We start from the raw sequence: 26356 nt of genomic DNA on the forward strand, positions 1-26356 counted from the left end.
TTAAATTAACCAATTTATCCAAGATTTTATAGTAATTACTGTTTGTGGTAAATATAGAAGTGCTATTCTCCAAATTGTTATAGCTCCTACCTTATTAAGTATTTTTAAAATTATAGCCCCTTTACTTAGTTTTCTAATATTATAACCAATTATTGATAATAACAAAAACCATAGATAGATAGGTATAAGTATGTATATTACTTTAGTATTATAATCTCGATATTTATAAAGAACTGTATTTAGCATATCTAAAATAAAAGGATTGAATATTGATAATACTAATATATATAGGTTCTAAAAATAGTTTTTGAATAGAAACCGATTCAGGGATGTTTGTTGAATTAAAGTATGATTGATGCCACGTATTATAGCCCATATACATGAAAAAAATAAATCCAACTACAAAAATAGGTATTGCTATAAACCATAGCATATAAATAAACAAGAACTCAGTATTAAAGATAATTATGTATATGATAATGCTATAAGTTATACAACCAGCGATCATACTAGGTAAAGCTTTTTTAAAGCTACAATATTTTGCACTTTGATTTAATATAAAAATACTTTGTATAATCGAAGATGAAAGTAAAATTATTACATGTGAGAAAATAGTTAAAATATCATTCATTGTTGTAATTTATTTTTTATTTTTAATAATACTAGTAAAGATGGAATAGTTATAATAGTAGTAAATAAAAAGAAATTTTGCCAGCCAAAATTTACTACTATATAACCTGAAATTATTGGAAAAATTGATCTAGAAATACCCATCATTGATGAAAAGAATGAATATTGTGTAGCACGAAACTTGCCTTGACATAATGATGAGATAAAAGCAATGTAAGCTGTCATCGTCATGCCGCCCGTAATACTTTCTGCTCCTATTGTAATAAATAATAGTGTGGGATTTTTTCCGTATATTTTAAGAATAATAAATAATATATGAGCTAAAGCATGAATAATACCAAATAGTAGTATGCTATCTAATATATTCTTTTTCTTCATAATAAAACCGCCGAGTAATCCACCAACGATAGCACCCATAACTCCCCAAAACTTCCCGACACTTGCTATTTCAAAAGCATCATAATTTAAATGAAGTAAAAACGGGTTGATCATGACATTAATAAAATTGTCGGGTAGTCTATATAATATTAGGAAGACTAATATGAGGATAATAAAAGAGATAGAGCCTATCGGTTTCAGAATATTCCTTATAAAAGCAAAAGTACTTTCATTATTATTATTCGTGGTTTGCTCTATATATTTATTTTGATTAAATCTGCAATATTTTACACCAACTATAAGTAAAATAAGATAAATAAATATTAAAATTGCAAAAATTTTATATATTTCGTTGAACGTTAAATATATAGATAAATATATAGCTCCTGAGTTTGCGAGGAGCATACCGAATCGGTAACCAAATATATATATTCCTGAGGCAAAACCAAGAGATTCCTTATTAACTATTTCTGTCCTAAAAGCACTTAATATAGTATCTTGCATAGAGCTAAAAAATGAAATAATCAATGAGATAGAGGCAAATAATAATAAATTATCAAAAGGATTTAAAAAGCTTAAAATATATACAAAAAATACTAGGGCTATGGAAGTTAAGCAAATCCAAGATAATCTATGACCAAAAATTTTGTCTAAATATTTAATCTTTAAACTATCGAAAATTGGGGCAAATAAAAAATTGATAGAATAGGGCAAAGTTATAAGTGATAGTAAACCTATCGTTTGCAAAGCTATATTCTCTTTAGCAAGCCAATAATTTAATGTATTACCGGTAATCATTATATTAAAGCCGCTAATAAGTCCAAATAACCAAATAATAGATAAACTGCGTGACATATTGTTTTAATTGTTATAAATAACGCTTAGAATTATAAATAATAAATGAAAATAGCTAAATAATCTAATATTTATTGCGAGTTTTCTTATTAATTGATAAATTCTTTTAAACTAATTAGTTATAAATTTAAATGTTTAAAAAAAGGTCTAAAAAAAATATTTTTGCTACCATTAAAATTCCTCTATTGCTTCTTCTAATTTTAATAATGTTTATAGTTGTTATAGGATTTTTCACGAGTAATCATAAAATGCATTCAGAAAATTATTGTATTAGGGATATCTCTACCTATAGCTATCAAAAGCTTTATAGTATTGTGCGTGAAGATCTATTCAACTTTGACTCAGCACTTGAGCAGTTAAAAGATAAGCCGCTAAGCGTTAAAGATAAGGTAAAATTAGAAAAAATTTGTACTTTTAAAATAGAAGATGGAAAGGTACGTTTAGAAGTCGCAAAAGGTTATGATTGTTTGCTACAGCTATATTCGGGTGAGGATGCTACTTTAGTAGAGCAATATAAAGCAATTAAGAATGGTAGTTATGGTCTTGATACTTTATATACTAAAAATGCTGCGATTAATTTAGCAAAATTAATAATTTCAGGTTATGAAAAAGAAGTAAAAGAACATTTGAATATAAAAAATGATTCTGACTTAATAAAATATTTTAGCGGTTATACAAAAGATGAAATTCCTGCTCTAAAAAGTCTAATTTCTCTTAATATAGCTGAGCTTACAGCAAGATGTTTGTATAGGCTTAGCATGATTCACCTACTTGGTAGACCATCACTTAATGAGCAGGATATAAAGCTTGATTATAAGCTTGCCATAGAGGAAATACAAAATGTAATTAAGTTAACCGGTATTAAACAAGATAATACACTAGATATAGCATTAATTATTAATGATAAGTTTGTTCGGCACGCTGCAACAGTTATTGCTTCAAGTTTAATAAATAGTGATCTAGATAGTTTTTATAAGTTTCATATTGTGATGAATCCAAACGATTCGCTTACAGAAGAATCAATGGAAAAATTAGCTTCCATGAAACATATAAGGGACTATTCTATAGATTTTGTTCCTTTTCCTGAAAATGTATTAGACTTAAATTTAGCTAATAAAAAAATAGAATTTTCGGAGATGTGGCCTCCTTTAGTAATGTATAGGTTATATTTTGATCAAGTCTTTCCAAATTTAGAGTCTATATTATATCTGGATGCAGACATTATTGTGTTGCGTGATTTAAATTCTTTCAAAAAGCTAGATATGTCAAACTATATAGTTGCTGGTAGTATGGATACGGCTCTTACTTATTGTACTTTAAAAGTAGAAGAAGAATGTAATAGGAAAATAAATAATTTTTATAAAAATAGCGGTATAGTATTTTTAAATCTACAAAATATGCGTGAAAAGCAAGCAAAGAATATGGTTTTAGATGCAATGCATAATTCAAAATGTAGTTTTGCTTATCCTGATCAAGATTTATTAAATATTGCTTTTCATAATTACATATATCCATTATCTATGAGATGGAATTTTTATACCTATTTTATAGATAGAGATACTTATTTTTCATATTTCATTATGCATTATGCTGGTAAAAAGAAACCATGGAATAATGAGGAAATAAAATGGACAAAAGATATTTTAGAAAAGTATCAAGAAATTGAAAAATATTATTGGCGATATAGAGAGTTTACTCCTTGGGGCAGTAAAGATTTTAATTGACTTTAATGAGTAAGAGATTTAAAAGTTTAAATTCTATGAATATTTAAAAAGATTCATAGAATTTAATTTAATTTTTATGCAAGGTTACAATATAAATGTTGCCGCCCAAAACCTTTTTTGAGAAAGTTAAGGAAATAATTTGGCCAATAGAAAGAAAGGAATTAAAGCTTTTCATACCTATGGCATTAATGATGCTATGTATTCTTTTCAATTTCGGAGCATTGCGTTCTATAAAGGATAGCTTAGTAGTACCCTCTATGGGAGCAGAGATTATTAGCTTTTTAAAATTATGGCTAGTATTACCCTCATGCGTGATCTTTACAATACTTTACGTTAAGCTCAGTAATAAATTCAATTTCGAATATGTTTTTTACATTATAGTTGGTAGCTTTCTATTATTTTTCTTATTTTTTGCTTATATTATTTATCCGAATCAGGAAGCTTATCATCCTAATGATGAAATAATAAGTAGCTTGATAACATCTTACCCTAACTTCAAATGGTTTATTAAAATAGCCAGTAAATGGAGCTATGGGCTTATGTATATCTTTGCAGAGTTATGGAGTGCTGTAGTTATAAACTTAATGTTTTGGCAGTTTGCTAACCATATTTTTGATACTAATAAAGCAAAGAGATTTTATCCAGTCCTTGGGATGGTTGGTAATATGGGACTAATACTTGCAGGTAGTGTACTCGTGTTTTTCTCAGGTAATAAAATAATAGATCCGGAATTATTACCAAATTCTTTCGATGCATCAGTTAATTTAACCTCTCAAACAACAGAGATGCTACAACCTATTATGTCAATAATTGTTGCAGCGGGTGTTATCTCTATGCTGCTATTTAGAGTAATAAATAAATTTATTTTGACTGATTCTATAAATGTTTTAGATTCAAAGAAAGTTAAGGCTAAAACAAAAACCAAACTTTCAGTTTTGGAAAGTATTAAGCTAGTAATTAACTCAAAATATATAGGTCGTATTGCCTTATTAATAATCTGTTATGGGTTATTAATTAATATCGTAGAAGGACCTTGGAAAGCAAAAGTAAAAGAACTATATCCAAATACTATAGATTATGTTCATTTTATGGGTAGGTTTAATATCTTGATGGGCATATCATGCGTTACTTTCATGATAATAGGCAGCAACATCCTTAGAAGACTAGGTTGGTTTGTCTCTGCATTATTGACACCTATTATGCTATCTATAACCGGTTTAATGTTTTTTATTTTCATAATTTTTATCGAAGAAATAGGTTCATGTTTTGGTAATTTTAACCTTTTATATGCCGCAATAATTGTTGGAGCAATTCAAAATATCCTGAGTAAATCCTCTAAATACTCACTCTTTGATTCAACAAAAGAAATGGCATATATCCCGTTATCGCTTGAACTTAGAACTAAGGGTAAAGCTGCTGTAGAAGTAATAGGTACAAAATTTGGTAAATCACTCGGTGCATTTATTCAGTCCTTAATATTTATAATTATTCCTACTGCTACTTTTGACTCTATAATAATATATCTATTAATAATTTTTATAGTTATGATTAGCTTATGGATTTGGGATGTTGTAAAATTGAATAAGGAATATACTGAGTTGTGTAAGTGATGCATCACATCATTGCGAGGAGCGTAGTGACGAAGCAATCTTAGGAGACTTATACTGCTGCTTAATGAGATTGCCACGTCGAGGCTTCGCCTCTCCTCGCAATGACGAGACACACAATAATAATCATATGAAAAAAACTTTAAAAATAATATTTTTTGTATCTATTCTTGCTGTATTAACTTATAGCATATTGTGGTTTGCAATCCTATTTTCCTTATCAAATTCTATAAATCAAAAATATTCTGATACCTATCTTAATATCGATGATTCTCAGCAATATTTTGTTAAATTTTCTAAAGCTAAGCCTTATGGTTTTCCTTTTAAATTTGGTATTTCAATTATTAATTGGCAAGAAGAAAGTGTTAATAGAAAAATCGAATTTAACTCACCTATAAATATTGGTTATGATTTATTAAAGCAGCAAATATTTATAGATTTTTCAGGAGAGGCAGTTGGCAGATTTAAACCAATTGAGAGAGGCTTTGGAGTAAAATTTTATAATGATAATTGTATATTATCCGCAAAAATGCCTTTAAGTTTTAGATTATTTAAAATTATAAAAGAGAAGAAGGATTTTTTTGAAATAGTAAATTTTATAGAAGATGTTAAATTTACTTTAAATAAAGCAGAAATTTTTGATTTAGTAGATAATAAAAAGCTATATGAAGAGGGTCATACTCTATTTACTTTAATATTTGATAAGAGTAAGTATTATACAAGTAAACAGGATTTTCTTGATAATATACCACAAAAATTAGAAATTAATTATGACACTGAAATAATACAAAGTGATCTTGAAGATAGAATAATTCCGGCAGGGTTGTTATTATATAGATTAGCTTGGCATAATAACTTTAAATTTTCAGCTAATTTTTTAGTTACTGCGGGTAACCCAAATTTTAAGGACTTTGCCAAAGATTTAACAATTAAAATTACTAATGCACAAATAAATAGTAATAGTTTTGAAAATAACATTAATTTACTATATAAAGGTAAGTTGGATGGTTTAGGTAATAATAATGTTAATCTTTTGATAGATTCAAAATTTAAGCTAAAGCAAGACTCTATAACAAATTTCTTAAGTTTTATAAGAAAATATTATGACAGGCAAAACTATCTGCTGACAATTTCAGATAATGAGTCATATAAAAATTTAAACTCTAAACTAAGCTATATTTTAGATAATAGTCAGCAGTTTGATTTTAGTATCTTGGAAAACCGAGAATATGATTTTAAATTAAATGCTAGTTTATTTACTGAGTTAAATAAGTTAACTAGAGCTAAAATAAATGCTCTAAGTTTGTATTCAAATAGAACAGGATTTAATATAACAAACGAAACATTAGTAAATATATTTAAAGATTCTTATAGTAAGGGTGATATCATAGCTAATAATTATCCTAAAATAATGGAAGTGCTAAGCTCTTATATATACAAAAATCTTTCGGAAGAAAGTAAAGAAATCTATAAAAATGCTTTTATATCTTTTTTTAAAACTATTTCCGATCATCCAAATTCTTCTAACTTAATTGATGTTAGTTTTGAATATAATTTTGATTTATCAGATTTAAATAAAACTAAAATAGGTACTATAGATGATATAAATAAAATTCTACCTTTATATTATTTGTCTTTATACCAAGCAGCAGTAAAGGAAGTTAAAGCAGGTGATAATTTAAAAGAAAAAATCATGGAGCTAATACCGGATTTTAAAGAACATAAAAAAATACTAGAAAAATGTATGCTACCAGGGTTTCAAGATATTAATGAAACTATGTGGCAAGAGATTACAAAATAATGGATATTATAGTAAAAATACAGCAAGATTTAAAAGATGAAGTAACACAGTTAAATAACTTGATTATTAGCTGTTTAAAAAGTGATGAAGAGTTAATAGAGAAAGTCGGTAAATATTTACTGGAAGCAGGTGGCAAACGAATTCGTCCTCTATTAACTATCATAACTGCTAAAATGTTTGATTATAATGGTGATAGCCATATAAAGCTTGCTAGTGCCGTGGAATTTATTCATACAGCAACATTACTTCATGACGATGTAGTAGATGACAGTACACTCCGAAGATTTAAGCCAACTGCTAACGTTATTTGGGGAAGTAAAACAAGTATTTTAGTCGGTGATTTTCTTTTTAGCCAATCATTTAAGTTAATGGTAGCTTCCGGTTCTATTAAAGCCATGAATGTTTTAGCAAAAGCTTCAGCGATAATTTCAGAAGGTGAGGTAGTGCAGCTAGTTAAGCTAAACGAGCGTCGTCTTATAAATATAGAAGAATATCAGCAAATTGTTAAATCCAAAACAGCCGAATTATTTGGTGCTTCTTGCTCTGTTGGAGCTATCATAGCAAATCAGAGTGATGATATTTCTAAAGATATGGAAGAGTTTGGAAGATTACTTGGCACTATATTTCAGGTTATAGATGATCTGCTTGATTATCTCGGTAATGATAAGCAGGTAGGAAAAAATATCGGTGATGATTTTTTAGAGGGGAAAGTTACACTACCGCTAATTTTCTTATATGACAAATTAGAGAAAGATGACAAAGCCCATCTTAAAAATATGATAAAGTCAGATAATCGTACTAAGGAAGAATTTGTGCAAATATGTGATTTGATGGTAAAGCATAAAATTAGTAAGGATATTATAAATCATCTGAATAGCTTGGAAAATGAAGCTATTAGCTTGCTTAACAAAATCCCCGTTCAAAATATTTATAAAGAATATTTATTTTCTATTATTAGGTTTATTTTGGACAGATCGTATTAGACTGTGTCATTGCGAGCGAACAAAGTGAGCGTGGCAATCTCATGAAATTTAGACTCCTGAGATTGCCACGTCGGCTTCGCCTCCTCGCAATGACACCTAACCCCCAACCCACAATAATATCTCTAGTAATTTTTAAAATTTCAATATAAGATAAAAAAGAAAATAAAAAAGGTGTTAATATGGAATATGCATTATTAATTTTTAGTATCATAGCTATTTTGGTTATAATCCAAATGGTTAAAGTTGTGCCTCAGCAACAAGCTTGGGTAGTAGAGAAATTAGGGAAGTTTGATAAGGTGCTGCAACCTGGATTGAATCTATTAATTCCAGTAATTCAAAGAGTAGCATATAAACATACGTTGAAAGAAGAAGCGATAGATGTTACTGCACAAACTGCTATTTCAAACGATAACGTAACATTATCTATTGATGGTGTTTTATATGTAAAAATCATTGATCCGATGGCAGCTTCTTACGGTGTTAATAATCCTTACTACGCTATAACTCAGCTTGCACAAACTACTATGCGTTCGGAAATTGGTAAATTACCGTTAGATAGAACTTTTGAAGAACGTGAAACTTTAAACGTTGCTATTGTTGCAGCCATTAACCAAGCAGCGATAAATTGGGGCATACAATGTATGCGTTATGAGATCAAGGATATCCAGCCACCGCAATCTATTCTGAAAGCTATGGAGTTGCAAGTAGCAGCGGAACGTCAAAAACGTGCACAAATTCTAGAGTCTGAGGGTAACAGACAAGCAAAGATTAACCATGCGGAAGGGGAAAAAGCACAGATCGTTTTAAATTCAGAAGCTTCCTATACTGATCAAGTTAATAGAGCAAAAGGTGAATCGGAGGCGATTGGTTTAGTTGCAACAGCTACAGCTAAAAGTATTGAGACTATAGCATCAGCAATGCAGAAAACTGGTGGTAGTGAGGCGGTATCTCTTAAAATAGCCGAGCAGTATATTAATGCATTCGGTAATTTAGCTAAAGACACTAATACAGTAATTTTACCTGCAAATCTTTCAGAGCCAAGTAGTTTTATTACTCAAACTCTAGGTATATTTAACCAATTAAAAACTTCTTCAGAAAAGAAAGAAAGTAAATAAAATTTGTGAAGATTTATTGTTGTAATAATAATTAGTTTTATATATCATAATCAGGTTGTTAACTAAAAAGGTAAGAATATGCTAAAAAATGAGAATGTTTGTGAAGATATGAAAGTATTTGTTGGCAAACCTGCTCCAGATTTTACAGCTACAGCAATTATGCCTAATAATAATGTAGAAGGTGAATTTACTCTTAGCCGTTATGCTAAAGGACATAAAATTATATTGTTCTTTTACCCGTTAGATTTTACTTTTGTATGTCCATCGGAAATTATAGCATTTCATAATAAACTTGGTGAGTTTACTGAAAGAAATACTAAAGTAGTGTCAGTTAGTGTTGATTCACATTTTAGCCATTTAGCTTGGAAAAATACTCCTCATAGCAAAGGTGGGCTTGGACAAGTTCAATTCCCAATGGTTTCTGATCTTAAAAAAGAAATTTCTTCAATGTATAACGTGCTTAATGATGGTGGTATTTCACTACGTGGTACTTTTCTAATAGATGAAGATTTTGTAGTACGTCATATGTTAGTTAATGATTTGCCAATCGGTCGTGATATTAATTATACCTTGAAAGTAATAGATGCATTAGCTCATAATCAAAAACATGGTGAAGTTTGCCCAGCAGGTTGGCATAAAGGTGAGGAAGCTATTACTCCATCGCATGAGGGTATCGCACATTACTTAAGCTCACATGCAGAGAAATTATAGTATACTATATTAATTATCCCCGTCATTGCGAGGAGCGAAGCTTTGTTGCAATCTCATAAAACATCCTGAGATTGCCACGCTCCTTTTAGTCGCTCGCAATGACGTTCATCAAGTACTTTACCTAATGCTAAAAGAACTATTTTCTGCTCCTACTTCTAAAATATCTTATGATCTTGAAACAATTAATATTTTACGGCTTATTAGGAGTGAAAATGTAGGACCTAAAACTTTCTATAGCTTAATAAAGTTATTTGGTGATGCAGCAACTAGCATAGAAAATATTGGGGATTTTTCACTAAGGGGTGGAAAATCAAAGCCGATTAAGATTTTTAGTAAAAGTGATGCTGAGAAAGAATTAGAACTGCTTAAAAAAAATAATGCTAAACTTATCACATATAAATCTCTAGAATATTCACGATTATTATTTGAAATTTATGATCCCCCGCCGGTATTAAGCTATAAAGGTAATATAGATTTACTAAATCATCATAAATGTATTGCGATAGTTGGAGCTAGAAACGCCTCAGCAAATGGGAGAAGCTTTGCTCATAAAATTGCTGCCGAGTTAACAGAAGAGGGGTATGTAACTGTTTCAGGCTTAGCAAGAGGAATAGATAGCAGTGTGCATCAAGCAGCAACTTCTAAAACTATTGGAGTTATTGCTGGTGGTATTGATCATATATATCCACCAGAAAACAAAAAATTATTTGAAAATTTAGCAGAAGAGGGATTAATAATAGCTGAATTACCTGTAGGATCTACGCCACTTGGTAAGCATTTCCCGCAACGTAATAGAATAATATCTAGTCTTGCTCTTGCTACAGTAGTAATAGAAGCGAGCCTAAAATCTGGCTCTTTAATTACTGCAAGATTTGCTCTTGAACAAAACAGAGAAATTTTTGCCGTGCCAGGTTTTCCTTTAGATCCAAGATGTCAAGGTACAAATAAACTTATTAGACAAGGTGCATATTTAGTAGAATCGGTTAATGATATTGTAGCTAATTTGCCGCAATATGAAGAATTTATCAAGAAAGATGAAAGCTTATTTAAAGATTTTGCTGAGTTAGATGCTAATTTTAAACCACTAAATACAATGCAGATAAAAGAACCATCAGAAAAAGAGCGTGCTGCTGTTATAGAATTATTATCTGCGGTACCTATAGATTTTGATTATTTGCAAAAAATGACGGAATTACCGCTGCCTATTATATATACAATAATATTAGAATTAGAGCTTGCTGGTAAAGCAATGCGACACCCCAGCAATAAAATATCATTAATTTATACTGCTGATAAGTAAAAATAGTTGTTTTTATAATAAAATTATACAAATTAGATAAGTATATAATAAATAATAATAATTGATGAAATTAGTAATAGTAGAATCGCCAGCAAAGGCAAAAACAATAAATAAATATTTAGGTGATGAATTTAAAGTTATTGCCTCATTTGGTCATATTAGAGATCTTCCATCTAAAAAAGGTTCTGTAATACCTGATGAAAATTTTTCAATGAAATATGATATTTCAGAGAAAGCAGGTAAATATGTGGATGCAATAATTAAAGATGCAAAAAAAGCTGAGTCAGTATATCTTGCAACCGATCCAGATCGTGAGGGTGAATCCATCTCATGGCATATTGCAGAAGTAATTAAAGAAAAAAATAAAGTCAAATCCGATGATTTTTTTAAGCGAGTAGCGTTTAACGAAATTACCAAAAAAGCAATTACTCATGCTATAGAAAATCCAAGAAAACTTGACAATAATTTAGTAAATGCTCAGCAAGCACGAAGAGCTTTAGACTATTTAGTTGGCTTTACACTTTCACCTCTCTTATGGCGTAAGCTTCCTGGGTGTAAATCAGCGGGGCGTGTACAGTCTGTAGCACTTCGTTTAATATGTGAACGTGAAGATGAGATAGAGCGGTTTAAGTCGGAAGAATATTGGGATATTAGCCTTAAAATGCTAAATAGTAATAATGAGCTATTTACCGCTAAATTAACCCATATAAACGACCAAAAGCTAGAAAAGTTTTCGATTACTAATAATAAAGAAGCAAAAGATTTAACCGAAAAGCTTAAATCTCAAAATTTTCATGTCGATAAGATAGAAAAGAAACAGCAAAAACGTCAACCACAACCGCCTTTCATTACTTCATCCCTGCAACAAGAAGCTGCACGAAAATTAGGTTTTAGTGCTAAAAAGACCATGCAAATAGCTCAAAAATTGTATGAGGGTGTAGATATCGGTAAGGAAACTATCGGGCTTATTACTTATATGAGAACTGATGGCGTTACCTTATCAAACGATGCGGTAGATGAAATACGTAAATTAATAAATAAGGATTATGGCGATAAATATTTACCAAGCAGTCCTCGTATTTATAAATCGAAAGTAAAAAACGCTCAAGAAGCTCATGAAGCTATAAGACCGACAAATATTAACTATATCCCTAATGATTTAAAGGAAAAGCTAGAGAAAGATTATTATAAGCTTTATGAATTAATTTGGAAAAGGACTATAGCCTGCCAAATGGAAAATGTCATAATGGATTTAGTAAATGCAACTTTAGCTTCAGAAAATAAGGAATATTTGGCAAGAGCGAACGGATCAACTATAGCTTTTGATGGGTTTTATAAAGTCTATCGCGAAAGTATAGACGATGAGGCTGAAGAAGAAAATAAGATGCTGCCGCCTTTAAAAGAACAAGAGCATTTGAAAACTAAAGAGATTGTTCCAAATCAGCATTTCACCGAACCACCGCCACGATATTCAGAAGCTAGCTTAGTGAAAAAGCTTGAAGAGCTTGGAATTGGTCGTCCATCAACTTATGCTACTATTTTATCAGTTTTACAAGATCGTAAATATGTGACGTTAGAGAAAAAGCGTTTTATGCCTGAAGAGCTAGGGCGTTTGGTAACAGTGTTTTTAGTTGGTTTCTTCAAAAAATATGTTGAATATGATTTTACAGCAGGGCTTGAAAATGAGCTAGATGAAATAGCTGCTGGCAGACTTGAATGGAAATCTGCTTTAGGTAATTTTTGGAATGGCTTTAACCACAATATAGAATCTGTAAGTAAGCAAAACATTACAGAAATTATTAGCTATGTACAGCAAGCTCTTGATTATCATATATTTGGAGAAAATAAAGACTCTAAAGTTTGTCCCTCATGCAAAACTGGTGAGCTAAGCTTAAAGCTTGGTAAATTTGGGGCATTTTTAGCGTGCAGTAATTACCCTGAATGTAATTTTAGAAAATCTATTGTTAGTGGTAATGATAATAATGAAGCTGATGGGGAGGCTAAAGATATTGTTAATGAAAACAAAGTTTTAGGCAAGGATAAAGAGGGAGTAGAAATATATTTGAAAAAAGGACCTTATGGACCTTATGTCCAATATGGTGAGCAAGTTGATAGCAAAATAAAGCCAAAACGTTCACCTTTGCCTGCTGGTTTAAATCAAAATGATATCACTCTTGATATGGCATTAAAGCTTTTGAGTTTACCGCTTAAAATCGGTAATCATAAAGAGAGTGGTGAAGAAGTTTTAGTCGGGTATGGTAAGTTTGGTCCATATATAAAATATATAGGTAAATTTATTTCGATACCTAAAAAATATGATTTCTTAAATTTAAGTTTAGATGATGCAATGAAGTTAATTGAAGAAAAACTAAGTGCAATTGCTGCTAAACAACCAAATCCTCTAAATATGGATGAGGTAACTAATCTTGTCGATAAAAAGATAAAAGTTAAAAAGACGAAAAAATAAGTAAAAATGACAAAAGTTATAACACGATTTGCTCCATCACCGACAGGTATGTTACATGTCGGTAATATAAGAGCAGCACTACTTAATTGGCTATATGCGAAGAAGCATGATGGACAGTTTATTTTAAGATTTGACGATACGGATCTAGAGCGTAGCAAACAAGAATATAAAGACGCTATTAGAGCAGACTTGAAGTTTTTAAACCTTAATTGGGATCAAACATTTAATCAATTAAGTCGTTTAAGTAGATATGATGAGATCAAAAAACTATTATTGGATAAAAAAAGATTATATGCCTGTTATGAAACGCCGGAAGAGCTTGAACTAAAGCGTAAATTTCAGCTTTCTAAAGGGTTGCCTCCTATTTATGATCGAGCAGCCCTAAATCTAACAGAAGATCAGATACAAAAATATATAGAACAAGGACGAAAGCCGCATTATAGATTTTTAGTAAATCATGAGCCGATTACTTGGCATGATATGATCAAAGGCGAAGTTAAGTATGAGGGCAAAGCTTTGAGTGACCCGATAGTAATAAGGGCAGATGGAAGCATGACTTATATGTTATGCTCAGTTATTGACGATGTTGATTATGAAATCACTCATATTATTAGAGGTGAAGATCATGTTAGTAATACTGCGATTCAAATTCAGATGTTTGAAGCTTTAGATAAGTCTCCACCAACTTTTGGACATCTAAGCTTAATTATTAATAAGGATGAAAAAATTTCAAAAAGAGTAGGGGGGTTTGAGATTGCAACCCTAAGAGAAGAAGTGGGATTAGAAGCGATGGCAATTGCTAGCTTCTTTAGTTTACTTGGATCATCAGCGCAAATTATCCCTCATAAAAAGATGGATGAGTTAGTAAAACATTTTGAGATAAGTAGTTTTTCTAAAAGCCCAACTATTTACCAGCCGGAAGATCTAGAAAGATTAAATCATAAATTATTAATAAGTCTAGAATTTAACGAGGTAAAAGATCGTCTTAAAGAAATAGATGCTGAATATATTGATGAAAATTTTTGGCTATCAGTAAGACCTAACTTAAAAAAATTATTTGATGCAAAAGATTGGTGGGAGATTTGTCATAAAACTCCAAACATAAAAGATTTGAATTTAGATAAAGAATATCTAAAACAAGCAGCAGAGTTATTACCTGAAGAAGAAATTACCATCGAGACGTGGGGGATATGGAGTAAAAAACTCGCAGCAATAACAAATCGAAAAGGAAAAGAGTTGTTTTTACCATTGCGTCTTGCTTTAACTGGTAAGGAATCAGGACCGGAAATATCGAAGGTGCTACCTTTGATAAAAAGGGAAGAGATAGTTAGAAGGTTGACTAATTGTCATCCCATCACTCATTAATGTCACCCCGTGGCTTGACCACGGGGTCTTTTGTCACGGACTGTGTCCTAAGATCCCGCGATCAAGTCGCGGGATGACATTTAAAGTTTATTAATGGATACCATGGACAAGCCACGGGATGACAATTCACAAAACCTATTGCAACGATATACTATTTATGTTAGAAACGATGCGGAAATTAAAGTAAATTTAATTATGAAAATATTGATTTTAGGTGCAACCGGCATGCTTGGTAATAGCATGTTTAGGTTTTTGAGTACTGACAAAAATCTTGATGTTTATGCGACAAGTCGGAGCAACTCAGCTCGTTCTTATTTTTCTAAAGAGTTAGCAGATAAAATAATTCCAAATGTAGATGTTGAGAATAACGATTCGTTAGTTGAAGTATTAAATAAAGTAAAGCCTAATGTAGTAATAAATTGTATAGGGCTGGTAAAACAGCTTGCTGATGCAAATGATCCTTTAAAAGCACTACCCATTAATAGTTTACTGCCGCATAGGCTTGCAAGGTTATGTGAACTTATTAATGCACGTTTTATTCATATTAGCACTGATTGTGTATTTTCAGGAAAAAAAGGTAATTACAAAGAAAGTGATTTTCCGGATTGTTATGATTTATATGGTCATTCTAAGTTTCTTGGTGAGGTGGATTATTCACATGCTATTACGCTTCGTACTTCAATTATAGGTCACGAACTTTCAGGAAATAGAAGCTTGACTAACTGGTTTTTAAGTTCAGAAAGGTCAGTAAAAGGGTTTAAAAAAGCTATATATTCAGGTTTTCCCACTGTAGAGCTTGCAAGAATAATAAAGGATTTTGTGCTACCTAATAAAGAACTGCATGGTCTTTATCATGTCGCATCAAAGCCAATTAATAAGTTAGAATTATTAAAGCTAATAGCAGAAATATATAATAAAAAAATCGATGTTATTCCATCAGATGAGTTAGTAATAGATCGCTCGCTAGACGCTATGCGTTTTAATGAGATAACAGGTTATAATCCTCCTGAGTGGAGGGAACTTGTGAAGCGTATGTGTGAATTTAAGTAAGCCGTCATTGCGAGGAGTGAAGCGACGAAGCAATCTCAGGAATTTTGCACTACTTCATGAGATTGCCACGCAGCCTTTGACTGCTCGCAATGACGATTCGGTATCTACGCATCTCCTCGTAATGACGTCTAATGACACCAAAATAAATTAATAAAATAGGTATTTATAGATAATGTTTGTGGATAAAACTTTGTTGATTACCGGAGGTACCGGTTCATTTGGTAATGCGGTGCTTTCTCGTTTTCTAAAAAGCGATATTATTAACGATATTAAAGAAATTAGAATTTTTAGTAGGGATGAAAAAAAGCAAGAAGATATGCGTATTGCTTTAAATAACCCAAAACTCAAATTCTATATCGGGGATGTGCGTAATTACAATAGCATTGATGACGCAATGAGAGGTGTAGATTACGTATTTCATGCTGCTGCTTTAAAGCAAGTTCCAACTTGTGAATTTTATCCGATGGAAGCAATAAATACGAATATTTTAGGTGCTGAAAATGTTTTAAGAGCCGCTACTAACAATAAAGTTGCAAAAGTTATAGTACTTAGCACTGATAAAGCCGTATATCCAATTAATGCAATGGGTTTATCTAAAGCGTTAATGGAAAAGCTAACAGTAGCAAAAGCACGTATGAATGTGAAAGATAAAACAGTGTTTTGTGTTACTAGATATGGTAATGTTATGGCATCAAGAGGGTCGGTAATTCCTTTATTTATTAATCAAATTAAGCAAAATAAGGATTTAACTATTACAGAGCCTTCAATGACGCGTTTTTTAATGTCGTTAGTTGATTCTGTAGATTTAGTTTTATATGCGTTTGAGCATGGTCGCCAAGGTGATATTTTTGTACAAAAATCTCCGGCTAGTACTATTGAAATACTCGCAAAAGGGTTACAAGCAATATTTAACAGTAAAAATAAAATACGTTTTATCGGCACACGTCATGGTGAAAAACATTATGAATCTTTAGTATCATCGGAAGAAATGGCGAAAGCCGAGGATTTAGGTAATTACTACAGCATTCCTATGGATGGACGTGATCTTAATTATGCAAAGTACTTTGTTGAGGGTGAAAAGAAAGTAGCACTTTTAGAGGATTATACCTCACATAATACAAAACGTTTAAATCTAGAAGAAGTCAAAGAGTTGTTACTAAATCTTGATTATATTCAAGAGGAGCTAAAAAATGCTTAAGGTAATGACTATTGTCGGTACTCGTCCTGAGCTTATTAAGCTGTGTTGTGTGATCTCTGAGTTTGATAAACATACCAAACATATTCTAGTTCATACCGGTCAAAATTATGCATACGAATTAAATCAGGTTTTTTTTGATGATATGGGAATCAGAAAACCAGATTATTTTTTAGAGGTTGCAGCAGATAATACAGCAAAATCTATAGGACTTGTTATTGAAAAAGTAGATGAAGTTCTTGAAAAAGAAAAACCTGATGCTGTGCTATTTTACGGTGATACTAATTCTTGTCTTTCTGCAATTGCTGCTAAACGTCGTAAGATTCCAATTTTTCATATGGAAGCAGGAAATCGCTGCTTTGACCAAAGAGTACCAGAAGAAATAAACCGCAAAATCATTGATCACATTAGCGATGTTAATATTACATTAACCGAGCATGCAAGACGTTATTTAATTGCTGAAGGGCTACCGGCTGAGCTTACCTTTAAATCAGGTTCACATATGCCAGAAGTACTTGACTGCTTCATGCCTAAAATATTAAAGTCAGATATTCTAGATAAATTATCACTCACACCAAAACAATATTTCTTAATTAGTTCGCATCGTGAAGAAAATGTAGATGTCAAAAATAATTTAAAAGAATTACTACATAGTCTACAAATGCTTATTAAAGAGTATAATTTCCCGATAATTTTTTCTACGCATCCGAGAACTAAAAAAAGACTTGAAGATTTAGAAGGGTTTAAAGAGCTTGGAGATAAAATAAGATTTTTACCGGCTTTTAGTTTTACTGATTATGTAAAATTACAAATGAATGCTTTTTGTATTTTATCCGATAGTGGTACTATCACTGAAGAGGCATCAATACTTAATCTGCCGGCTTTAAATATTAGAGAGGCTCACGAACGTCCTGAAGGAATGGATGTCGGCACGTTAATTATGTCCGGTTTTAAGGCTGAGCGGGTATTACAAGCGGTAAAGACTATTACTGAAGAACATGATAACAATAAACGTTCGCCAGCTATAGTGCCTGATTATAATGAAGCAGGGCTTGTATCTAAGAAGATATTACGTATAGTTTTAAGTTATGTAGATTATATTAACCGCACAGTATGGCATAAGTAAATTGTATTGTGAGAGTGGTGTCATCTAGTTGCTTGTACCTTAGGTATCCAGAAAATAAATAAAAATACTAATATCATTAGTATTTTTAACTGGACCCCGTGAACAAGTCACGGGGTGACAATAGTGCAAGTGATCCATGCAAGAATAACATAACATTCAAGTAAAATAATAGGTGTAGTAATGAATACTAAAAGATTTTCACAGCAACAAATGAAAAATTTTGCAGAAGAAAGCATAAAAAAATAATAAATGCAGCAAAAGAAAAAGAGTATTTTTTATCGCCTTTTAAACATTTAGTAATTGATAATTTCTTATCCTTAGAACTCGCTAAAAGCTGTTTAGACGATTTTCCGAATCCTAAAGAAAAGCAATGGGATATAGCGAATGATAAAGATATAGAAATTAAACAAAGATCAACTTGGAAATCTGAATTTGATATACCAGATGGCATTGTTGATACAATACGTTTATTTAATTCATCGGATATGCTTTATGCACTTGCAGAGCTTTTTGAAATTCCGAAACTTATTCCAGATCCTTATTTTACTGGTGGTGGGCTTAATATAACAATGCCTGGTGGTTTGTTAGATGTGCATGTTGATGGAAATTATCATGATGCAACAGGTCTTAATCGTCGTATGAATGTTATTTTATATTTAAATCCTAACTGGCAAAAAGGGTGGGGTGGAGAATTTGGTATATATGATGAAAATGGTGATAAATGTGTAAAAAGAGTAGAGCCGCTTTTTAATCGTTTAGTTGCCTTTGATACTCATGATAAAAGTTATCATGGTCTTCCTGATCCATTAAATTTTCCTGAAGGTGAATATCGTAAATCTATTATACTAAAGCTCCACGTGATGAAGCTAATGATATTATAAAAGAGCCACATAGAGCTTTATGGAAAAAGCATGATTTTACTGATAAAGATAGAAATCTTACTAGAAAATATTATTAACTTTACAGCAAGTTTAAAATGAAGATATTACAAGTAAATGGTTATGAATCACCAGGAAGTCGTTTTCATGGTTTAGCTATTACACCTCTTTTAAAAGAATATGGCATAGATTCCAAACATCTGATTTGGAAAAGAGATACCAATAACCCTGAAGTGTTATCTTTTAGCAAAAAAGATCATATAATAAATAACTTTTTGTATGTAGCAGAAAATATTTTATCGTTGCAATCAATTTTATATCGTAATGCTTTACAAATGATAAAGATGCCTGAGTTTCAAGAAGCTGATCTTATACATCTTCATATTATTCATTCTCGGTTTTTTAGCATAAATCACCTACCTGAAATAACTAGGTTAAAACCAACAGTTTGGACTTTGCACGATCCTTGGGCAATGACAGGACGTTGCGTTTATCCAATGGGTTGCACTGGATGGGAAAAAAATTGTGGTGTTTGCCCTGACCTTAAAACCCCATTTCCAATGAGAGTAGATAATAGTAGATCTTTATTTGATAACAAACGAAAAATCTATGAAAAATCCAATTTTAATTTAATTGTAGCATCAAAATGGATGAAGAATATGGTTGATACTTCACCTTTATTTGATAAAGAAGTTAAGGTTCATCATTTACCTTTCGGTTTGGATTTAAAATTTTTCTCTCCTGATCATACTAAAAAAGCAAGAGAGCGTTTTAATATTAGCGATGATAAGATAGTGATTTGTTTCCGCTCGGAAGATACTCCTTTTAAGGGTTACCGCTATATTATGGATGCGTTAGAAAAGTTGGAAACTACAAAATCTATATGTCTATTAACAGTTGGTAGACATAATTTGTTAGAACGATTTAGAGGAAGATTTGAAATAATAGAACATGGCTGGACTAATGATGATGTTTTACTCCGAGATGTTGTAGCTGCTTCTGATATTTTCTTGATGCCCTCCGTTGCAGAAGCATTCGGCGTTATGGCAATAGAAGCAATGGCATGCGGTAAGCCAATAATAGTTTTTGATGAAACATCATTACCTGAGGTAACTTTTGCCCCTGACATTGGTATTTCTGTTCCAATGCGTGATAGTAACGCTTTATCAAATGCAATAAAACATTTAGTTGACAGTCGAGAAGAGCGTTTAGAACGAGGTAGTAAAGGAAGAAAGGCAGCTGAGTTACACTATAATCAAGATATGCATATAAAAAATTTAGTAGATATTTATAAGGAAGCTCTGAATAAATGAAGATTTTACTTTTAACTGATATACCTCCTTGTGATAATTATACTGCAGGGTTGGTATTAAAACCTTTAGTAAAATTTCTACCTTTAGATCAAATTGTTATATGTACAGTTTCACATTCGTCTTTAGAATTTAAAATACCAGAAGAATTAGATAAGATTCCTCATTTAAAATTATTCAAACCTAGCGAATCAGTTACAAGATTTAAAGGAAAGAAAATAAAAACTTTAATTTCTTATGGTATTGAGCTACTTAGTGCCTTAAAAGTAAAATATTTTTTACTTCCTAAGATTATTAATTTTGCCAAAAAACATAAAGTTGATACTATATGGATTATATTGCAAGGTCAAACTATAGTTAGGCTAGCACGTCCTTTAGCTAAAAAACTCTCAGTTCCTTTATATACGCAGGTATGGGATCATTTTGAATGGTGGTTACGCAGTCATTATATTGATAAATATACCAGCAAAAGACTCTTAGAAGAATTTGATGAAGTACTCAAATATAGTACTTGTTGTGCTACCGCCTCTTGGGGGATGTCTAAGGAGTATGAAGCTAAATATAATATACCAACTATACCGATAATTGCTAGTTTACCTAAAGAATTAGTTAAACCTCCTGCTACTGCTTCACATGAAGATAGAGATGTTTTTATAATTGCAATAGCAGGGCAGTTATATGCTCAAGATGCATGGATGAGTTTTATTAATGCGTTAAATGAGGCTAATTGGATAATAGGGGAAAAGCGTATTTTAGTCCGTATTATTGGACGTTCTGAAGTTTCTACACAAAAATCGGAAAATTTTGAATATTTAGGATGGCGTCCGCAAGAGGAAGCTATCACTTTATTATCAGATTCAGATCTTTTATATCTTCCATATTGGTTTTCAGAAGAATTTTATAAAGAATCATCTACTAGTTTTCCAGGAAAATTAGTTACATATTTTGCAGCCGGTAGACCAGTTTTTTGTCATGCTCCTGACTATTCCTCCCCAAGTAAATATATAGCAAACAATAATGCAGGGTATTTATGTAATTCATTAGATACGGCAAAAATATTAAATATTTTAGAAAAAGCTGTAACTGATACTAGTTCTTATAATATTTTTACTAAAAATGGATATAATTGCTTCTTACAAGATTTTACATTAGAGCGTATGAAAGAAAATTTTTTTAAATTTTTAAATATGAAAGGTAGTAAATGACGATGAAAATAGATAATAACCGTATTGTTTGGGTAGATTTAGTAAAAACTCTAGCTATTGTTATGGTGGTATTACTTCATTCTATAGCTCCATCATTCTATAAATATTCATCTATCCCTTTTTTTAAAAGTTTTATTTTATCTAATTTTATTGATTCTTTTTGTAGAGTAGCTGTTCCTTTATTTATATTAACTTCAGGTTTTTTAGCACTTAAAGGTAATATATCTATAGAAAAATTATGGTATAAAATCAAAAGATTATTAATTCCATTAATATTTTGGAGCACCTTATATAAATATTGGATTTCTTATAATACTAGCGAGACATTTAATATTTTTTCTGCGTTAAATAGTATCTTTCGTAAGCCTGCAATGTATCATTTAGGCTTTGTTTATTATATGCTTGGAGTTTATTTACTATTTCCAATTCTTGCTTTAATTGTTAACGAAATGCTTAAAAGTAAAAAATTTGCTTGTTATTTTCTAGTATTATGGTTTGCAATTAATTCTGTTAATTACTATTATTTATTTTCGATAATAAAGTGGATGGCAATTAATAATTTTTTTAGTTATTCTGGTTATGCAGTTTTAGGGGCGTATTTAATAAGGAAAAATATTGGGTTAAAGTTTTCTCGCTATTATTGGTTAATTTTATATTTGCTAGTAAGTAGTGTTACGTTTATTATAACTTGGATTTTAAATGTAAATTCTGTTAATCCTGATGAGAAAGCTTATTGGTATTTATCTCCGAACGTTGTTATAGCAGCTATAGGGATGTTTTTAGCATTGCAAAATATTAATATACCAGTAAAGTATAATATATTACTAAAATGTATTTCTGAGAATTGTTTTGTTATTTTCTTTGTGCATGTATGGATATTAGTTAAATTAGAAAGTAAAATGATAAGTTTCTCGAGCTTTAATCCAACAAACTATCCAATATTTGGTAGTATAGTTTTAGCAGTTATTACTTTTATAGCTAGTTTGCTAATTAGTATAGTAATTAGAAAAATTCCTCATTCTCAAAAATTAGTTGGATGAAAAATACATATTTCCCGTTAGTTTCCATTATTATTCCGGTATATAATGGGGCAAATTATATGCGTGAAGCAATAGATAGTGCTTTAGCTCAAACATATAAAAATATTGAAATTATAGTCGTTAATGATGGCTCAAAAGATAATGGGAAAACGGAAGAAATAGCATTATCATATGGTGATCAAATACGTTATTTTTCTAAAGAAAATGGTGGATGTGCTTCGGCTTTAAATGTCGGCATAAAAAATATGAAAGGTGAGTATTTTTCTTGGCTTAGTCATGATGATCTATATTATCCTAGTAAAATTGAACATCAAATTAATATATTAAATAAATTAGATAACAAAGATACCATAATTTATGGTGGTTATGAGCTAATTGATGAAAAATCCCGTTCTTTACGTTTTATAAAACCTGATGAGAAATATCCAAAAGAAAAATTAAATATATCATTATTTGCTCTTTTACGTGGATTAGCATATGGTTGTACTTTATTAATACCGACTATATATTTTCAAAAAATTGGGTTATTTGATGAGTCACTAAAACATACTCAGGATTATGATTTATTTTTTAAGATTTTTCGAATAGCAACAATTCATTTCGATTCTCAAATTCTTGTAAAATGTCGTCAACATCCAAATCAAAGTAGTCGTATCGTTCCTAACCAATTAGAAGAATGTGAAGTGTTATGGACGGGTTTTTTAAAAGAATTAACAGAGCAAGAAATGCTGACCATGGGTGGTGGCTCAATAGCAGCGTTTCTATTCGATACTATAAATTTTTTAAAATACAGTACTCCCTATAAAAAATCAGAACAATTAGCTTTAGAGATGGTAAATAAATATTTAAATAATACAAAAGTTACCGTGATTATTCCTCTATATAATAGAATAAATTGGACTATAGAGGCTATAGAAAGTGTGCTTATTCAAACTCATAGAAATTTTGAAGTGCTAGTAATAGATGATGGATCAACTGATGATGTATCAAAATTGATTGAAACCTGTAAAAAAGATGAAAGAATACAATATTTTCGTAGAGAAAATAAAGGCGTTAGTTCAGCTCGTAATTTTGGAATTGAAAAAGCTACCGGAGAATATATTGCTTTTCTTGATTCGGATGATTTATTTATGCCGGATAAAATAGAAACTCAATTAAGGTATATGGCAGAAAATGATAAATCATTTTCTCATACTTCTTATCAAAAAGTAGATGAGCAACTAAAATATCTTTCTTCTGAGGATTCAGGTACTTTTTCTGGACAATGTTTTCCCCAGATTATTAATTACTGTCCAATAGCAGTGCCGACAGTTATGGCTAAAACTTCTGTATTTAGACAAAATTTATTTCCTGAAAATATTAGAAATGGTGAAGATTTTTGTGTATGGATTTCTATTGCAAGTAAGGATCTGATAGGTGGTATTAATAAAGAATTATCACAAGTAAGAATAACTAGTACTAATACTTTGTCAAATCCTAGAAAACATGCAGAAAGTTTAATAAACACAGCATCTTATATTATTAGTCATCCTTATTTAAATAAATATAGCTCCCTAACTGTTGGTTTATTATCAAAAGCTATAACCAAATTAAAATCATTAAAAGAAGATGATGTTACAAAGAGCGACTCTAGTGGTATAAAAAAAATACTATTAGGTTTTTCTAATATACCAAGTTTAATTAGGTTAGCCATTTATTCTATAAAATATAATGGAATGCATGCAACTATATCTAGAATAAGTATATGGCTTAAAAGAAGCAGATCTAAGTAATTTACTCATTAAGTATTTTTACTTTTGCACCATCGCTTATTTGAGGCATGCCCTCTGTAACGATTATATCGCTGTCTTTGATGTTATCGGAAATAATCTCGATTAAGCCATTGGTTCGTAAACCAGTTTTTACATATAGTTGTTTTGCTATATCACCATCTATTTTATAGACAAAATTACCTTGATTATTACGTTGTATAGATTTTTCTGGTACAGCTAAATTTTCATGCGGGTTGATTATCAACTTAACATCTACATAGCTATTATGTAAAATATTTGTATTATTTGGTAAGGCAATTTTAGCGGTTATAGTACCATTATTTGATAAATAGTGTGAGATAGCAAAAACCTCACTATGGATTTTGCCATTAACTATTGCTTTTGTGCCGGCAAAGACCTTGCCGCTTAAAGATTCTGGTAATTCAATAAAACTACTTTGTGATTTATCAGCTCCTGTAATACTAAAAAGATAATCACCTATTTTTACTTCATCACCAACCATAGGTTTTATCACACCTATTTTACCATTAAAAGGAGCGGTAATTATCATGTCATTGTAGGTTTTAAGAGCCATTGTATAATTAAATTTAGCCTCTTCAAGCTCGCTTTTCGATTTTTTATGTTCTTGGCTACTTACATATTTCTTTGCAAATAAAGCATCTTTTCTATTATACTCTTCCTGCTTTGTATTTAATAAAGCCTCGGCTTTTGATTTAGTAGTTTCCGCTACATCTCTATCTATAACTAGTAATATATCACCTTTTTTAACTATTTGTCCTTGCATAGCTGAAATTTTTTCAACAGTACCAGCAGCATTAGCATAATAATCACGGCTATTATTATTTTGGCATCGTCCTACAATATTGAAGACTTCATAAAGCTCAGCTGTTTCTGCTTTAGTAACTTTTACTCCTGTAATTTTTTCTTCTATTTTTTTACTTGCAATAGTAGAAAGCGAAAAAAATAGGACAAAAAGGATGATAAGTTTTGTAGGCATAATTAATATTATTTATTTAATTTTTTAAGTTCGTGATCCGTTAACCATTTATATTCTTTTTCTAGAATCTCAAATCTAATTTTTTCTAGTTGTTCGTTAAGATCAGGTTCAGGAACTATTGCAGAACCCATAAACTCAAATCCTTGGTAATTAATTTTTAGTTTACTACATGTCTTTTGTAATGATAATAAATTTTCTTCTATATCATCTATAAATATTATTGATTTCGGAGAATAATTTGTTTTTTGCAACACATATTCAAGCACAGCTCCCTTATCATATTCTGCGGTGTAAATTATCCCATCTTTTAAAATAGGATCACCATAACCGGCATTAAAATCTTTTATTACTACTTCGTCATTTAAAGGTGATAATTCTTGAAGATTCAATTTTAATGAAGTTAGTTCTCGTACTCTCCACTCTATCATATCTTCAATTACGCCAAATTTACCGGTAGGAAGCTTTGTAAGACCCATTGCTGGAATATTTTTTTCTTTAAGTAAAGCAAATATGGTTAAAATATCGTCATTCACAAACCTAGCTTTGCGGTCCTTTAGAACTACGCTCATTAATAATTCGCATTCTTTACGAGAGAGCCTTTTTTCAATGTCATTTACTAATATTTTGCGGTAATCATGCATTAATCTAGATTCATCTGAATCCATCACTATTACTTCATCAACATCAAAAAGCACTAGATAAGTTCCATCTGCTTTTTCTATTGCTTTTATAACTTCTTTAAAATCGTGAATTTTATTTATTTTACTAAACATATTTATTATTTTCTTTATTTAATTTTTTGTAATTAGCATTATTGTATGTATTAGCTTTTCCGTCATTGCGAGTA

Annotated in this window: 21 protein-coding genes; 17 read left to right on the forward strand and 4 right to left on the reverse strand. The window is 30.7% G+C overall.

The window, feature by feature from the left end:
- A complete protein-coding gene (locus AAGD54_RS03970; protein ID WP_341795063.1) occupies positions 1-246 on the reverse strand; it encodes a hypothetical protein in 246 nt (81 codons plus the stop codon).
- A gap of 381 nt (positions 247-627) precedes the next feature.
- A complete protein-coding gene (locus AAGD54_RS03975; RefSeq protein WP_341788090.1) occupies positions 628-1863 on the reverse strand; it encodes an AmpG family muropeptide MFS transporter in 1236 nt (411 codons plus the stop codon).
- 131 nt (positions 1864-1994) lie between these two features.
- Here AAGD54_RS03975 and AAGD54_RS03980 point away from each other — a divergent pair, with 131 nt between their 5' ends.
- The 17 genes from AAGD54_RS03980 to AAGD54_RS04060 all read left to right on the forward strand — a co-directional run bounded on the left by AAGD54_RS03980 (position 1995) and on the right by AAGD54_RS04060 (position 24512).
- Positions 1995-3587 (forward strand): glycosyltransferase family 8 protein, encoded by a 1593-nt coding sequence (locus AAGD54_RS03980; RefSeq protein WP_410526052.1) that lies wholly within the window; start codon positions 1995-1997, stop codon positions 3585-3587.
- Between the two features lie 95 nt (positions 3588-3682).
- Positions 3683-5197, forward strand: coding sequence for a nucleotide exchange transporter Tlc3 (gene tlc3 / locus AAGD54_RS03985; RefSeq protein ID WP_341788089.1), 1515 nt, complete (start codon positions 3683-3685; stop codon positions 5195-5197).
- A 127-nt stretch (positions 5198-5324) separates the two neighbouring features.
- Positions 5325-6995, forward strand: a complete 1671-nt coding sequence (locus AAGD54_RS03990) for a hypothetical protein (protein WP_341788088.1) — start codon at positions 5325-5327, stop codon at positions 6993-6995.
- Positions 6995-7978: a polyprenyl synthetase family protein gene (locus AAGD54_RS03995; RefSeq protein WP_341788087.1), complete on the forward strand. Its 984-nt coding sequence runs from the start codon at positions 6995-6997 to the stop codon at positions 7976-7978. Before AAGD54_RS03990 ends, AAGD54_RS03995 begins: the two co-directional genes overlap by 1 nt.
- A 179-nt stretch (positions 7979-8157) precedes the next feature.
- A complete protein-coding gene (locus AAGD54_RS04000; protein WP_341795065.1) occupies positions 8158-9093 on the forward strand; it encodes a stomatin-like protein in 936 nt (311 codons plus the stop codon).
- 108 nt (positions 9094-9201) lie between these two features.
- Entirely contained in the window at positions 9202-9804 is a 603-nt protein-coding gene (locus AAGD54_RS04005) for a peroxiredoxin (protein WP_341795177.1), read from the forward strand.
- A gap of 124 nt (positions 9805-9928) precedes the next feature.
- Complete coding sequence (dprA, locus tag AAGD54_RS04010) at positions 9929-11104, forward strand: DNA-processing protein DprA (RefSeq protein WP_341795066.1); 1176 nt, start codon at positions 9929-9931, stop codon at positions 11102-11104.
- Between the two features lie 64 nt (positions 11105-11168).
- Positions 11169-13571: a type I DNA topoisomerase gene (gene topA, locus AAGD54_RS04015; RefSeq protein WP_341795067.1), complete on the forward strand. Its 2403-nt coding sequence runs from the start codon at positions 11169-11171 to the stop codon at positions 13569-13571.
- Positions 13572-13577: 6 nt separating this feature from the next.
- Positions 13578-14936: a glutamate--tRNA ligase gene (gene gltX / locus AAGD54_RS04020; RefSeq protein WP_341795068.1), complete on the forward strand. Its 1359-nt coding sequence runs from the start codon at positions 13578-13580 to the stop codon at positions 14934-14936.
- Between the two features lie 195 nt (positions 14937-15131).
- Positions 15132-15986 (forward strand): SDR family oxidoreductase, encoded by an 855-nt coding sequence (locus AAGD54_RS04025; protein WP_341795069.1) that lies wholly within the window; start codon positions 15132-15134, stop codon positions 15984-15986.
- Positions 15987-16158: 172 nt separating this feature from the next.
- Positions 16159-17184, forward strand: coding sequence for a polysaccharide biosynthesis protein (locus AAGD54_RS04030; RefSeq protein WP_341795070.1), 1026 nt, complete (start codon positions 16159-16161; stop codon positions 17182-17184).
- Positions 17177-18307, forward strand: coding sequence for a non-hydrolyzing UDP-N-acetylglucosamine 2-epimerase (wecB, locus tag AAGD54_RS04035; protein WP_341795071.1), 1131 nt, complete (start codon positions 17177-17179; stop codon positions 18305-18307). The genes AAGD54_RS04030 and wecB overlap by 8 nt, the downstream gene beginning before the upstream one ends.
- A gap of 485 nt (positions 18308-18792) precedes the next feature.
- Positions 18793-19188 (forward strand): 2OG-Fe(II) oxygenase, encoded by a 396-nt coding sequence (locus AAGD54_RS04040; RefSeq protein ID WP_341795072.1) that lies wholly within the window; start codon positions 18793-18795, stop codon positions 19186-19188.
- Positions 19189-19283: 95 nt separating this feature from the next.
- Complete coding sequence (locus tag AAGD54_RS04045; RefSeq protein ID WP_341795073.1) at positions 19284-20498, forward strand: glycosyltransferase family 4 protein; 1215 nt, start codon at positions 19284-19286, stop codon at positions 20496-20498.
- On the forward strand, positions 20495-21700 hold the full coding sequence (locus AAGD54_RS04050) for a glycosyltransferase (RefSeq protein ID WP_341795074.1): 1206 nt from the start codon (positions 20495-20497) through the stop codon (positions 21698-21700). The genes AAGD54_RS04045 and AAGD54_RS04050 overlap by 4 nt, the downstream gene beginning before the upstream one ends.
- On the forward strand, positions 21697-22740 hold the full coding sequence (locus AAGD54_RS04055; protein ID WP_341795075.1) for an acyltransferase: 1044 nt from the start codon (positions 21697-21699) through the stop codon (positions 22738-22740). Before AAGD54_RS04050 ends, AAGD54_RS04055 begins: the two co-directional genes overlap by 4 nt.
- The gene (locus AAGD54_RS04060; protein WP_341795076.1) at positions 22737-24512 is read left to right on the forward strand and encodes a glycosyltransferase family 2 protein; all 1776 of its coding nucleotides are present in this window, start codon (positions 22737-22739) and stop codon (positions 24510-24512) included. The genes AAGD54_RS04055 and AAGD54_RS04060 overlap by 4 nt, the downstream gene beginning before the upstream one ends.
- Position 24513: 1 nt before the next feature.
- On the opposite strand, the gene AAGD54_RS04065 is transcribed toward AAGD54_RS04060, so the two are convergent.
- Both AAGD54_RS04065 and AAGD54_RS04070 read right to left on the reverse strand, forming a co-directional pair.
- Positions 24514-25512, reverse strand: coding sequence for an efflux RND transporter periplasmic adaptor subunit (locus AAGD54_RS04065; RefSeq protein ID WP_341795178.1), 999 nt, complete (start codon positions 25510-25512; stop codon positions 24514-24516).
- A 5-nt stretch (positions 25513-25517) separates the two neighbouring features.
- Positions 25518-26282: a DUF2608 domain-containing protein gene (locus AAGD54_RS04070; RefSeq protein WP_341795077.1), complete on the reverse strand. Its 765-nt coding sequence runs from the start codon at positions 26280-26282 to the stop codon at positions 25518-25520.
- Positions 26283-26356: the final 74 nt, after the last annotated feature.

It is taken from the genome of Rickettsia endosymbiont of Rhinocyllus conicus, assembly GCF_964026465.1.
Taxonomy (GTDB): domain Bacteria; phylum Pseudomonadota; class Alphaproteobacteria; order Rickettsiales; family Rickettsiaceae; genus Rickettsia.